The organism is Mesorhizobium sp. L103C119B0, assembly GCF_000502235.1.
Lineage (GTDB): Bacteria > Pseudomonadota > Alphaproteobacteria > Rhizobiales > Rhizobiaceae > Mesorhizobium.
On the sequence record NZ_AYXE01000007.1, the window covers coordinates 353609 to 366127 of the forward strand.

Below are 12519 nucleotides of genomic sequence, written 5' to 3' on the forward strand. Positions count from 1 at the left end.
GCGGCCGGTCGCAAAAGCGGCCGGCCTCTCACGGACCAGAAAAGCGCATGAGCACCCTTCGCCGCACCAGCAGCCTTCGCCGCACGCAGCAGCGCATGGCCGTGCTGTTCATCCTGCCGGCGCTGGCGGTCTATGCGCTGTTCGTCCTCTATCCCCTGGGGATGTCGCTGTGGGGCAGCTTCTTCGTCTGGAAGGGGCTGCGCATGGTCGAGTTCGCCGGCCTGTCGAATTTCTCAAGGCTGTTCGTTTTCCCCAGCGGCGCGCGGATCTACGGCGCGCTGTGGCACAACACCGCCTGGTTCTTCGGCATCATGGTCTTCCAAAATGGCCTCGGCCTGTTGTTCGCCTGGCTGCTGTTCCTGCGCGACAAGGGTGCGGCCTTCTTCCAGTCGGTGTTCTTCTTTCCGGCGGTGCTGAGCCCGGTCATCGTCGGCGCGCTGTGGCGGTTGCTTTTGGCACCGGGCGGCGTCGTCGAATGGGCGCTGAACGGGCTCGGCCTGCACCAGGGCAGCCTGACTGTGCTCGGCAACAGCCACACCGCGCTCGCCATGCTGATCGCCGTCGATGCCTGGAACTGGATGGGCCTGCCGGTGCTGATCTACACGGCAGGTCTGCGGCAGATTTCCGGCCAGATTTTCGAGGCGGCAAAACTTGACGGCGCCGGCAATGCGCGCATGCTGTTCTCGATCGCGCTGCCGCTGCTGATGCCGGCGCTGGGCACGCTGACGACGCTGTCGTTCATCAACACCTTCAACCAGTTCGACATCGTCTATGTCATGCAGGGCGTGCAGGGCAATCCGAGCTATTCGACCGACACGCTGGTGACGTACTTCTACCGGCTGGGCTTCGGCGCGGAAGGTGCTGTCGGCATCACCGATATCGGTCTGGCTTTGGCGCTCGGCACCGTGCTGTTCTTGATCCTCAGCATCGGCACGCTCATGATGCTGCGCTTCTTCGACCGCCGCACGGTGCAGCCATGAGCGCGCTGGCGATTTCGCAAAGGCCGGCCATCTCTCGGCAACTGGCGCGGCTGCCCGGCTGGACGGTGCTGGTCGTTTGGACGGCGGCCGTGCTGTTGCCGCTCTACATCCTCATCGTCTCCTGTTTCAAGACCACGGCCGAGATCTACGACAACAGGCTCGGCCTGCCGCAAAGCTTTGCCTTCGATAATTTCGTCAACGCCTGGACGCGCGCCGATCTCGGCCAGAATTTCATCAACAGCCTGATCGTCACCGGCGGCGCGGTCATCCTCACCATCGTCGTCTCGGCGATGGCCGCCTATCCGCTCAGCCGATACAGACTCGGCTGGAATGCCATCATGCTCGGCCTGTTCCTGTCAGGCATCATGCTGCCGATCCGGCTCGCCTCGGTCGAACTGTTCACGCTGATGCGCAATCTCGGCCTGCTGGATTCGCTGACCGGGCTGATCCTGGTCTATTCGGCGATCCGCATTCCCTTCGCCGTCTTCATCTTCGCCAATTTCATGCGCGTCTTACCCTCCGAGTTGGACGAGGCCGCGCGCATGGACGGCGCCGGCGAGGTGCGCATCCTGTTCCAGATCATCCTGCCGATGGTCAAGCCGGCGGTGTCGATCGTGGCCATCTTCACAGCGATCGCGGTGTGGAACGATTTCTTCTTCCCGCTGATCTTCATCTTCGACGACCGCTACAAGACGGTGCCGCTGGCGATCAGCGTCTTCGTCGGCCAGTTCCGCACCGACTGGGGCCTGGTGTTCGCCTCGCTGGCGATATCCATGGCGCCCATCCTGATCATGTATTGTCTGCTGGCGCGCCAGATTCGCGAAGGCGTGGGCACCGGAGGGGGCATGAAATGATCGAAGACAGGATTTATGCGGCGAAATCGATCCTGGTGGTCGGCGCGCACGCCTTCGATGCCGAGGTGATGGCCGGGCCGCTGGCGGCCGCTGCCGTCAAGCGCGGCGCCACTGTGACCTTCCTGCATCTGACCATGGGTGAGCAGGGCCATCCGTACCTGGTTCCCGCGCATTATTGCGTGCAGAAGGAAGAGGAAGCGGGCAGCGCGGCGGAGCGGCTCGGCGTCACCATGCGTGGCTTTGGCCTGCGCGACGGCTTCCTGCCCACGGACGATCAGACGGCGCTCGAAGTGGGCGACATCATTCGCGAGCTGAAACCCGAGATCGTCATCACCCATTGGCATGGCAGCTGGCACAAGGACCATCGCGCCGCCGCGCATTTGACGAAGACCGGTATCTTCTTCGCCGGACTGCCGACCGTTGCCAGCGACCATCCGGCGCACACGCCGCAACTGCTGCTGTTCGGCGAGAACTGGGAGGACGATGACGGCTTCCGGCCCGAGCATCTCGTCGATGTCAGCGACGGGTTCGAGGCGTGGCGCGACGCGGTCATGGAGTATGAGCTGGCGCGCGGCCTGAGCAGCTTCCCCTATGTCGACTATTACAGTTCGCTCTACCGGCTGCGCGGCTGCCTGCGCGGCACGCGCCATGCGCAGGCCTTCGCGGCGGCATCGCATTCGTGGAATGCCGGCAGCGCCCTGTTCTCGCTCCCCTTCGGCAAAGGGTCCGGTCGATGACGCGGGTACTCGCCATCGATCTCGGCGCCACCAATCTGCGCGCCGGCGTATCTACGGGCGATGTCGGTGCGTTGGAGACGCGGGGCAGCGAGCCGGCGCCGGCAACCCTTGATGCCTTCATTGCTCGCATCGACGCGCTGTGCGCTGAGGCCGGGCCGGTCTCAGCGCTTGGCATCGCGGTGCCGGGTCTGGTCGAGGGCTCAATCTGCCGCTGGATCCCCAACTTGCCGTTCCTCGACGGCGTCGATATCCAGCCGCTGTTTCCCAAACTGCGCGTAGCGCTCGGCAATGACGCGCAGATTGCGCTGCTGGCGGAGGCTGTCGAAGGCAGTGCGAAAAACATGTCGGATGCGATCCTGCTCGCCATCGGCACCGGCATCGGTTCGGCGGTGCTGGCCAATGGCCGCATCGTTGCCGGCGCGCATGGCGGCGCCTGCTCGTTCGGCTGGGCCTGCGCCGACGTCAAAGATCATGGCGAGGAGCGCAGCGGCTGGCTGGAGCGCGTCGCGTCGGGCCGGGCGCTTGATGCCCTTGCCGGACAGATCGGCCTTGCCGACGGCCGCCAGCTGATCGCCGCTGCCCAGGCCGGCGAACTGGCCGCACTCACCTTGCTTGAACTGCCGGCGCGACAGCTCGGCACCGCGCTTGCAGGCGCTGTCGCGCTGCTCGATCCGCAAGCGGTGCTGATTTCGGGTGGTTTGGCGGAGGCGCTGGATGTGATCCGGCCGCCGCTGCTTGCGGCGCTGCGACGTCAACTGCCGCCACATCTGCGCGGCATCGACGTCAAGGCTGGAAAGTTCGGTCCCCGCGCCGGTCTGGTCGGCGCGGCGCTGGCCGGCGCCGTTGGGCAAGGGTGGAGGCAGGTGCGATGAGCGAAGCAAGCTTTCAGCAGCCGGACCGCAGACGGCCGGAGCCGCTCTGGTACCAGGTCGAAGAGGCGATCCGAGCCATCGTCAAGAGCGGCGAATGGGCAACGGGCGACCAGATCCCGGCGGAGGACAGGCTGTGCGCCCTGTTCGGCGTCAGCCGCATCACGCTGCGCCACGCCTTGCGCAATCTCGAGGAGGCAGGACTGCTCAGGCGCGAACATGGCCGCGGCACGTTCGTGCGCTCGACCACGCTGGTCGCCGGCACGCGCGAGCTGACCAGCTTCACCCAGGAGATGGGCAATATTGGCGTGGTCGCGGGCTCGCGCCTGCTCGACTGCAGCCTGACCACCGCCAATGCGGCGGCTGCCGGCGCGATGGAGATCGAGGAGGGCGATCCGGTGGTGCGCATTCGCAGGCTGCGGCTCGGCAACAACGAGCCGATCGGCATCCAGACGGCGCAGCTGTCGGCCGTGCGCGTGCCGGGCTTCCTCGATGCCGGCCTGCTGCAGGGCTCGCTCTACGAGGCGCTGGAGCGCCATTACGGCATCGTGCCGGTGGCCGCGCGGGAGAACTACCGGGTCGGCGCGGTCGGCGCGGCGGACGCCGAACTGCTCGACCTCGCTGTCGGCAGCCCGGCCTTCGTCGTCGAACGCATCACCACCGACGAGCGCGGCCCGTTCGAATTCACGGTCTCGATCATGCGCGGCGACCGCTACGAAATCCGCTCGACGCTGCGCGCCGGACGCGTGCCGCTGAACCCGAGAAGCTGATCCATTCCAGACCGACACAGCAAACAGGAGTACCCACGTGTCCGATCTCTACATCCACCGTCTCGCCGCCCTCATCGACCAGGCTGCGAAAGTCAATGAAGAGGCCTTTGGCCAGGCCGCCAGCCGCTTTGCCGACTCGCTCGAGGGCGGCGGGCTGGTGCATCTCTATGGCTCCGGCCATTCGGTGCTGCCGGTGCAGGAAGTGTTTCCGCGCTATGGCAGCTATGTCGGCTTCAACCCGCTGACCGACCCGCGCGTGATGTGGCACAATGTGCTCGGCGCCGGCGGCGTCCGCGAGCTTTTGTGGCTGGAGCGTACGGAAAAATACGCCGAAAAATTCCTCGACCACCAGCCGCTCAACAAGGGCGATTCGATCATCATCTTCGGCCATAGCGGCCGCAACTCGTCCGGTATCGACACCGCGCTCTATGCCAGGAAGCGCGGCATCTTCGTCGTCGCTGTCACCAGCAAGAACAATCTCGACAAGCCGGCGACGCACTCGTCCGGCAAGCGGCTGGCGGATGCCGCCGACCTCGTCATCGACACCTGTTCGCCGATCGAGGACGCCATCGTGCCGGTCGAGGGCTGGAGCCGGCCGGTGTCGGGCTCATCGACGGTGCTTGCCATGATCCTGGCGCATGAGCTGATCGCGCGCACCGCCGAGCAGCTCGCCAAGCGCGGCATCGAACTGCCGGTCTTCGCCTCGCCGACCATTGCCGGCGTGACGCTGCACGACACCGACGTCATCTATGGCGTCTACCGCGAGCGCATGCTGGAGGCGCAGCAGAAGCACCTGCCGACCTTCCAGGCAACCATGCGCGGAGAGTGAAAAAAGGGAGGCCCGGCACATGCCGGGCCTCCGACGTCTCGTTCCGCAATTCCTATCCTCTCAACGCCGCTTCGGGCGCCCGGCAGGCGATTTGTTGCCGCGCGGCCCGCTCTGAACCGGCGTGTTGCCCTGGTTTTCCTCCGACAGCTTGCGCCAGCGGGCAAGGCGCTCAGGGTCGAGCGTACCCGCCTTCAACGCAGCCTGCACCGCGCAGCCCGGTTCGTGGACATGAGTGCAGTCGCGGAACTTGCACAGCGGTGCGAGCTCGGTGATTTCGGCAAACAGCGTGTCGATGCCGGAGGCGACGTCGCTGACATGCAGCGTGCGCATGCCCGGCGTGTCGATCACCCAGCCGCCGCCGGCAATGGCGTGCAGCGATCTGGCTGTGGTAGTGTGGCGACCCTTGGCATCGTGCTCGCGAATGCCCGCCGTCTGTTGCGGCGATTGCTGCGCCGATCCGGTCAGCGTGTTGACCAGCGTCGATTTGCCGACCCCGGAGGAGCCGACCAGCGCCACCGTCTGCCCTGCGCCACACCAGGGAGCAAGCGCCGCTGCGGCATCGGGGACGCGCGGGTTCAGCATCACCACGGCCAGTCCACGCTGCAGGGCGGCGGCCTGGCGTTGGTAAGCCTCGGCATCGTCAGCGGTGTCGGCCTTGGTCAGCAGGATCACCGGCGTCGTTCCGGCCTCGTTGGCCAGCGCGAGATAGCGCTCGAGCCGGGCGATGTTGAAATCGGCATTGCAGGACGTCACGATGAACAGCGTGTCGACATTGGCCGCGGCCAGCTGCGGCACCCTGCCGCCCTGTGTGCGGCGCTCCAGCACCGTCTTGCGGGTCAGTCGGCGGCGCAGCAGATGCGTGTGAGGCTCGACCAGCACCCAGTCGCCGACGGCATAGTCGCCGGTGTTGGCATTGGCCGGCAGCGTCAGATCCACTGGCCGTGACAGAGACAGACCGGCCAGACGGTCGCGGTGCACCGAGGCGATGCGCGTCGGCACTAGGTCTGCCTCATCGGCTTCAAGCTGGTCGCCGAAGAAATCCGTCCAGCCCAGGCTTGCGAGGGAAGCCGTCACGGTTTTGACCACGGCGACGGCGTCACAGACATCGGAGAGTATCCTTTGGCAAAATGGGCGCGGACCCTCGCGGCGGTTGTTCAAGCCGTGTATGGGCGGCATGGCGGCATTTGGCAAGCCGAACCGCGCCGATGGCCAAGCCGTTTCGCGCACCGCGTGGAACGCATCGAGGCGGTGGTTCGCTGATGCGCTTACGCGTCGTTACTCTCAATGTCTGCAACACGGAAGGCGAACCGGAGCGCCTGGCGGCCATCAACCGGGAGCTGAGGCGGCTCGGCCCCGATCTGTCGCTCTCCAGGACGTCGTCCAGACAGCCGATGTGAAATCCCTCGATACGCTGCCGATGGTCTTGATTTGCATGCCACGCATCAGGCCTCGTCGTCGACCTCGAAGTTGGCAGGGACGGCTGAGGATGGCAGGTCGAGAAGCCTGCCAAAAGGGGGAGGGGGATGGCCGGTACCGCAGGGGGCGGGGGGTTGGGATGGGGTTGCCTGAAGCACCGGCCAAAGCGGGACAAGTCCCACGCCCACAAGCTAGCAGAGCTTGGATCGGTTCATATGGTGTGATCGCGGAACTGGCGCAAAAGCGCTTTCACATCCCCGCGCAGGCGTCGGCAACGAGCCCGCAACCGGGGGTTTCCGGTCGGTTGGTGGGTTGCGCAAGCGTCGGTTGAAGGCGCTGCGGGAGGCTGTCGTTTTTAGTGCGGTTCGAGTGCTATGCGCTCAGCGACAGGTGCTCAAGGCAGGGCAATCGCGTGGCGCCACCACATGCGATTGTCCTGCTTACGCCACCGGCAGCGTTCGCCCCGCAATCAGATCCGCAGCCTTCTCCGCAATCATGACCACGGCCGCGTTGGTGTTGGAGGACACGATGCTTGGCATGACCGAGCTGTCGCAGACACGCAGGCCTTGCAGACCGCGCACGCGCAACTCGGGATCGACGACGCTGTCGGCATCGCCGCCCATCCGGCAGGTGCCGACTGGGTGATAGGCGCTGCGGCCATGTTCTCGGGCGAAGGCTTCGAGTGCTGAGCGCCCCTGCATCGCCTTGCCGGGCAGATGCTCGCGGCTGATGTATCTGGCGAAGGCTGGCTGCGACAGGATTTCGCGGCTGATCTCGATGCCGTCGATGGCGCGTTCGAGATCATAGCGCTCGGCGAACGGGTTGGGGTCGATGATGGGCGCATCGCGCAGGTCCGCGGACTTGAGCGTGACGCTGCCGCGCGAACGCGGGCGCACATGGTAGGAGTTCAGCGTGCAGCCATTGCCGCCGGGAACCGAGCCGATGCCTTCCTCAACGCCGGCGCCGGGCAGGAAATGGAACTGGATGTCCGGCGTCTTCTCCGCGCGGTCGCCCCACCAGAAGCCGCCGGACTCTACAATGTTGGAGGCCACCGGCCCCTTGCCGAACAGCGCATATTCAAGACCGGCGACCGCTTGCCAGCGCTTCTTCTTGTAACGGTCGATGCCGTGCGGTCCGTTGAGCTCGGCGACGACATCGACGTCCATGTGATCGTGCAGATTCTGGCCGACGTTTTTGGAATCGTGGACCACCTTGATGCCGTGCTGGCCGAGATGCACGGCCGGGCCGATGCCGGACAGCATCAGCAATTTCGGCGAGCCGATGGCGCCGGCGGCGACGATGACTTCGCGCTCGGCGCGGAGCAGTTCGGTGCGGCCATTGACGATGATCTCTACACCGATGGCGCGGCCGTTCTCGACCACGATGCGGCTGACCGAGGCGTCGGTGCGTAGCGTCAGATTCTTGCGGCCGAGCGCCGGCTTCAGATAGGCGACCGCCGTGCTCGAGCGTTTCCCCCGACGCGTCGTCGTCTGGTAGAAGCCGGCGCCCGCCTGCTCACCGGCGTTGAAGTCGGCGCGGAAAGGAAGGCCCGCCTGCTGCGCCGCCTTGACGAAGATGCGGGTCAGCGGATGCGGCGCGCCGCTGGAGACGCCGAGCGGGCCGTCAGTGCCGTGCTGCGCATCGGCAAAAGTGTCGTTGCCCTCGGAGCGGACGAAGTAGGGCAGCACGTCGGCATAGCTCCAGCCGGCACAGCCATCGTCGGTCGCCCAGCCATCGTAGTCCTGCGGGCAACCACGGGTGAACACCTGGGCGTTGATCGAGGAGCCGCCGCCGAGCACACGCGCCTGCGGATAGACCATGGTGCGGCCGTCGATCTCCTTGCCGGGCGCGGTGTCATAGCCCCAGATCAGAGGCCCCGACGTCATCTTGAAGAAGCCGACCGGCAAATGGATGTAGCGGTCGGTGTCGGGCGGACCGGCCTCGAGCAGCACGACGGACACGTCCGGGTCCTCGCTCAGCCGGGCGGCCAGAATGCAGCCAGCCGAACCGCCGCCGACAATGATGTAATCCGTCATTTCCACTCCCGGGTTCTCTTTGTTGGAGCATGATCTCCGGACAAAACGGTTTCTCGATTTGTCCGAGAAAACCGGTTCCCACTTCTAGGGATCATGCTCCGGCGGGCGATGAAATCACCGCCCCTTCCTCTTGCGCGCGACGATCTCAAGTCGCTTGTGCCACGTCAAGAGAAAGGATATGGTTATCGTGTTGAAGGGTTGTCGTACAAGTGGAGGAGCTTGACGATCCTCACCAGGAGGTCCCGGCCGCGCTCCCTGCGCAAGATGCCGGGCGGAACAGAATTCAATCGGGAGGTTTCGAGGTATGAACGACACGAAGAATTTTTCAGTCAACCGGCGCACGCTGATGATGGGCGCCACCGCCGGCGTGGCGGCACTCGCCATGCCGAGCGTGCTGCGCGCGCAGGACAAGCCGACGCTCGTGACATCGATCCGCTCGCTGTCCAACCCCTATCACGCGGTGTGGAAGACCGGCGCCGAAGCGTATGCCAAATGGGCCGGGCTGGAGCACGTCACGCTGGTTTCGGAAGGCAACAGCGAGAAGGGCATTGCCGACATCAAGGCGATGCTGGCCAAGACCGGCGGCAATATGGTGCTGAATTCCGATCCCAACGACACGCCCGATGCGCGCCCGATCGTCGAGGCCTGCGCCAAGGCCGGCGCCTATGTGGTGACCCAGTGGAACAAGCCTGGGGATCTGCACCCGAAGGATTTCAACCCGAACTATGTCTCGCATATCGAGTTCGACGGCATCGACAGCGGCAAGACCATCGCCGAGATCCTGTTCAAGACCATTGGCGGCAAGGGCGGCATCGTAGCGCTCGGCGGCCTGATCTCGACCACGGCGGCGATCGAACGCAAGAAGGGCCTCGACGCAGCGCTTGCCGCCAACCCGGACATCAAGCTGCTCGACTTCCAGGTCGCCAACTGGAAGTCGACCGAAGCCTTCGACCTGATGGGCAATCTGCTCACCCGCTTCGGCGACGACATCAAGGGCATCTGGGCGGCCAATGACGATATGGGCTCGGGCGCTCTGGAAGCGCTGCGCGCCGAAAACCTCGCCGGCAAGGTGCCGATCGTCGGCGTCGACGGCATCAAGACGGCGGTCGATGCGGTGCGCACCGGCGAATTCGCCTGCACGGTCACTTCGGATCCGTTCTGGCAGGGCGGCATGGGTCTCGCCATCGGCTACAACGCCAAGATCGGCAAGTTCGACCCGACCAAGGAGCCCCCGGAGCACCGCGAGTTCTACGGCAAGGCGGTGCTGATCTCGCACGACAATGTCGAGGAATATTACAAGACCAATGTCGATGCGAAGCCCGAGATCGACTGGAACGATCTGTGGGGCCGGGTCACCGGAGCAATCCGTACCTGATCCATCGGAGCGGGCTGCACCTCCCTGGCGGCCCGCTTCCTCCCGCAGCCGTCGCGATCCCCTTGTCGCGACGGCTGTCACCAGCAGACGGGAAGCGGTTTCTTGACAATCCATACAGAACCCCTGAAGTCCGTTTCGGACATCGAGCGGACGACGCCCATGACACCGTTCCCCGGCCGCATCGCGACATTCCTGGGCGGCAGGCGCTGGCGCAGCCTGGCGCCGATGGCGGTGCTGATTGTACTCTGCGTACTCATCGCCATTGCCAACCCCAATTTCATCGAGCTGCGCAATCTGGTGCGGCTTGCGAATTCCGCCGCCGTGCCGCTGACGCTGGCCATGGGGCTGACCTTCATCATCCTGATGGGCAGCATCGACCTCGCAGTCGAAGGCACGCTTTCGGTGGCGGCGATGGTGCTTGTTCTGCTCGCCGCCAATGACGGCAACGGCAATGATTATGGCTGGTGGGCGGTGCTCGCAGCCGTCGCCGCCGGCACCGCCATGGGCTTTGTCAGCGGTCTCGTCCAGACCATGCTGCGCATCCCGTCCTTCATGGGCACGCTCGGCATGTGGTTCATCGGCCTCGGCCTGTCGGTCTATATGCTGGGCGGCACGGCCATCAAGCTGAACGACGCCTCGATCCGCGACCTGGCCTTGCACCGTTTCCTCGGCCTGCCGGTGGCGGTCTGGGTTGCGTTCGGCGCCTTCCTGCTCGCCACTGTCATCCAGTATCACACCAAGCTCGGCCGCCACATATTGGCGATCGGCGGTGATGAGGATGTCGCCAAGCTCTCCGGCGTCAATGTCGTGCGCGTGCGCATCACCGCTTTTGCGCTGGCAGGGTTCTTCTTCGGCATTGCCGGTGTGCTTGCCGCCGCACAGCTCGGCCAGTCGCATGCCGTCATCGGCGACGGCAGGCTGTTTGCAGCGGTCACGGCAGTGGTCGTCGGCGGCACCGCTTTGACCGGCGGCGAGGGCGGTGTGGTCAACACGCTGATCGGTGTGCTGATCGTCACCGTGCTTGCCAATGGCATGATCCTGCTCGGCATCTCGCCCTACATCCAGCAGACGGTGCAGGGTCTGATGATCATCGCCGCGGTGGCGCTGTCGCTCGACCGTGTCCGCCTGAAAATCGTCAAGTGAACGCCATGCTGCAGGCGTCCAGCATCATCAAGAATTTCCCCGGCGTCCAGGCGCTGCGCGACGTCTCAATCGAGGTGCGGCCCAATGAAGTTGTCGGGCTGATCGGCGAGAACGGCGCCGGCAAGTCGACGCTGATGCGGGTGCTGGCCGGCGGCTACCGGCCGGATAGCGGCTCGCTGACGCTGGATGGCGAACAGCTGCGCATGCGCAACGCCCGTGATGCGGCCAGGCATGGCATCGGCATGGTGTTCCAGGAGCAGTCGCTGGTGCTGAACCTGACGGTTGCCGAAAACATCTATCTCGGCGAAGAGGACCGCTTCACCCGCTTCGGCCTCGTCAATTGGCGCGCCATGAACGCGGCGGCGCGGCGGCAACTGGCCAAGATCGGCATCGACATCGACGTCACCGCGCGCACCTCCGAACTCACCTTCGCCGCACGCCAGATGGTCGAGCTCGCCAAGGCGCTGACCTTGGAGGAAGTGGTCGAGCGGCAGTTGCTGATCCTGCTCGACGAGCCGACCTCGGTGCTCAACGCCGCCGACATCGAGGTGCTGTTCGCGCGGGTGCGGTCGCTCAAATCCCGCGCCAGCTTCGTCTTCGTCTCGCACCGCCTCGAAGAGGTGCTCAATATCTCCGACCGCGTCTACACGATGAAGGATGGCGCCGTCGTTGCCGAACATCGTGCAGCCGAAGTCACCGCGCCTGAGCTGCACGAGATCATGGTCGGGCGCGGCCTGCAGGCCGAATATTACCGCGAGGCCCGCCAGCTCGCGCCGCGCGATATCGTGATGGTCGAGGCCAAGGGGCTTGGCGCCAACGGTTTCTATCACGGCGTCGATCTCTCGATCCGGGCCGGCGAGATTGTCGGCATTGCCGGCGTCGTCGGCTCCGGCCGCGAGGAGGTGACGCGCACCGTTGGCGGCTTCGTCCAGCATGATGCCGGCGAGATGAAAATCGCCGGCGATGCCGTGCGCTTCTCCTCGCCGGAGCCGGCTGTGCGCAAGGGCATCGGCTATGTCCCGCGCGAGCGCCGGCTCGAAGGGCTGGTGATGTTCCTGTCGATCGCGGAGAACATTTCGCTGGCCGATCTCTCCAGCGTCATGCGCCATGGCGCCATCGACTATGGCAAGGAGCGCCGGCTTGCCGCCGACTGGATCAAGCGGCTGCGCATCAAGGCGCCCGGTCCCGATGCCGCCTGCCGCAAGCTCAGCGGCGGCAACCAGCAGAAGGTGGTGCTGGCGCGCTGGATGACGGCGGGCTCGCGCATCCTGGTGCTCGACCATCCCACACGCGGCCTCGATGTCGGCGCCAAGGAGGAGGTCTACGAATTGGTGCGCGATCTCTCGGCGCAAGGCGTGGCGATCCTTTTGATTTCCGACACGCTGGAGGAAACGATCGGTCTGTCGCACCAGGTGCTGGTGATGCGCGACGGTGCAATCACCGCGCGCTTCGATGCCAGTCCGGGCAACAAGCCGAACCAGGTCGATCTTCTCAGGGCAATGGTGTGAAC

Annotated in this window: 12 protein-coding genes; 10 read left to right on the forward strand and 2 right to left on the reverse strand. The window is 65.3% G+C overall.

Translation table 11 applies throughout. From position 1 onward, the window contains the following. The first annotated feature begins 47 nt into the window (after positions 1 to 47). Genes X728_RS151860 through X728_RS151835 form a run of 6 tightly spaced genes read left to right on the forward strand, consistent with a single transcriptional unit; the run spans position 48 to position 5039 of the window. The gene (locus tag X728_RS151860) at positions 48 to 980 is read left to right on the forward strand and encodes a sugar ABC transporter permease (RefSeq protein WP_031195540.1); all 933 of its coding nucleotides are present in this window, start codon (positions 48 to 50) and stop codon (positions 978 to 980) included. Continuing rightward, positions 977 to 1834, forward strand: a complete 858-nt coding sequence (locus tag X728_RS151855) for a carbohydrate ABC transporter permease (RefSeq protein WP_023831713.1) — start codon at positions 977 to 979, stop codon at positions 1832 to 1834. The genes X728_RS151860 and X728_RS151855 overlap by 4 nt, the downstream gene beginning before the upstream one ends. Next, entirely contained in the window at positions 1831 to 2571 is a 741-nt protein-coding gene (locus X728_RS151850) for a PIG-L family deacetylase (protein ID WP_032897776.1), read from the forward strand. The genes X728_RS151855 and X728_RS151850 overlap by 4 nt, the downstream gene beginning before the upstream one ends. Next, complete coding sequence (locus X728_RS151845) at positions 2568 to 3443, forward strand: ROK family protein (protein WP_023831715.1); 876 nt, start codon at positions 2568 to 2570, stop codon at positions 3441 to 3443. Before X728_RS151850 ends, X728_RS151845 begins: the two co-directional genes overlap by 4 nt. After that, positions 3440 to 4210 (forward strand): GntR family transcriptional regulator, encoded by a 771-nt coding sequence (locus tag X728_RS151840; protein ID WP_023831716.1) that lies wholly within the window; start codon positions 3440 to 3442, stop codon positions 4208 to 4210. The genes X728_RS151845 and X728_RS151840 overlap by 4 nt, the downstream gene beginning before the upstream one ends. Before the next feature lie 37 nt (positions 4211 to 4247). After that, on the forward strand, positions 4248 to 5039 hold the full coding sequence (locus X728_RS151835) for an SIS domain-containing protein (RefSeq protein WP_023683131.1): 792 nt from the start codon (positions 4248 to 4250) through the stop codon (positions 5037 to 5039). A gap of 60 nt (positions 5040 to 5099) precedes the next feature. On the opposite strand, the gene rsgA is transcribed toward X728_RS151835, so the two are convergent. Further along, the gene (gene rsgA / locus X728_RS151830; RefSeq protein ID WP_245266147.1) at positions 5100 to 6113 is read right to left on the reverse strand and encodes a ribosome small subunit-dependent GTPase A; all 1014 of its coding nucleotides are present in this window, start codon (positions 6111 to 6113) and stop codon (positions 5100 to 5102) included. 185 nt (positions 6114 to 6298) lie between these two features. Here rsgA and X728_RS151825 point away from each other — a divergent pair, with 185 nt between their 5' ends. Next, positions 6299 to 6436, forward strand: coding sequence for a hypothetical protein (locus X728_RS151825; protein ID WP_155923982.1), 138 nt, complete (start codon positions 6299 to 6301; stop codon positions 6434 to 6436). A gap of 459 nt (positions 6437 to 6895) precedes the next feature. Here X728_RS151825 and X728_RS151820 read toward each other — a convergent pair whose 3' ends face one another. Further along, on the reverse strand, positions 6896 to 8491 hold the full coding sequence (locus X728_RS151820) for a GMC family oxidoreductase N-terminal domain-containing protein (protein ID WP_023831719.1): 1596 nt from the start codon (positions 8489 to 8491) through the stop codon (positions 6896 to 6898). Positions 8492 to 8795: 304 nt separating this feature from the next. On the opposite strand from X728_RS151820, the gene X728_RS151815 reads away from it, so the two are divergent. The 3 genes from X728_RS151815 (at position 8796) to X728_RS151805 (ending at position 12517) form a co-directional block, all read left to right on the forward strand. Next, positions 8796 to 9866 (forward strand): sugar ABC transporter substrate-binding protein, encoded by a 1071-nt coding sequence (locus X728_RS151815; protein ID WP_023831720.1) that lies wholly within the window; start codon positions 8796 to 8798, stop codon positions 9864 to 9866. A 102-nt stretch (positions 9867 to 9968) separates the two neighbouring features. Further along, positions 9969 to 11009 carry an ABC transporter permease gene (locus X728_RS151810; protein ID WP_245266148.1) on the forward strand — a complete coding sequence of 347 codons (1041 nt, stop codon included), beginning with the start codon at positions 9969 to 9971 and terminating at the stop codon, positions 11007 to 11009. Positions 11010 to 11014: 5 nt separating this feature from the next. Then, positions 11015 to 12517, forward strand: a complete 1503-nt coding sequence (locus tag X728_RS151805) for a sugar ABC transporter ATP-binding protein (protein ID WP_023704159.1) — start codon at positions 11015 to 11017, stop codon at positions 12515 to 12517. The last annotated feature ends 2 nt before the right edge of the window (positions 12518 to 12519 follow it).

Excerpts from the sequence above, each read along its gene's own strand:
- X728_RS151860 (WP_031195540.1), top strand. The coding sequence starts at position 48 with ATGAGCACCCTTCGCCGCACCAGCAGCCTTCGCCGCACGCAGCAGCGC.
- X728_RS151855 (WP_023831713.1), top strand. The coding sequence starts at position 977 with ATGAGCGCGCTGGCGATTTCGCAAAGGCCGGCCATCTCTCGGCAACTG.
- X728_RS151850 (WP_032897776.1), top strand. The coding sequence starts at position 1,831 with ATGATCGAAGACAGGATTTATGCGGCGAAATCGATCCTGGTGGTCGGC.
- X728_RS151845 (WP_023831715.1), top strand. The coding sequence starts at position 2,568 with ATGACGCGGGTACTCGCCATCGATCTCGGCGCCACCAATCTGCGCGCC.
- X728_RS151840 (WP_023831716.1), top strand. The coding sequence starts at position 3,440 with ATGAGCGAAGCAAGCTTTCAGCAGCCGGACCGCAGACGGCCGGAGCCG.
- X728_RS151825 (WP_155923982.1), top strand. The coding sequence starts at position 6,299 with ATGCGCTTACGCGTCGTTACTCTCAATGTCTGCAACACGGAAGGCGAA.
- X728_RS151820 (WP_023831719.1), bottom strand. The coding sequence starts at position 8,491 with ATGACGGATTACATCATTGTCGGCGGCGGTTCGGCTGGCTGCATTCTG.
- X728_RS151815 (WP_023831720.1), top strand. The coding sequence starts at position 8,796 with ATGAACGACACGAAGAATTTTTCAGTCAACCGGCGCACGCTGATGATG.
- X728_RS151805 (WP_023704159.1), top strand. The coding sequence starts at position 11,015 with ATGCTGCAGGCGTCCAGCATCATCAAGAATTTCCCCGGCGTCCAGGCG.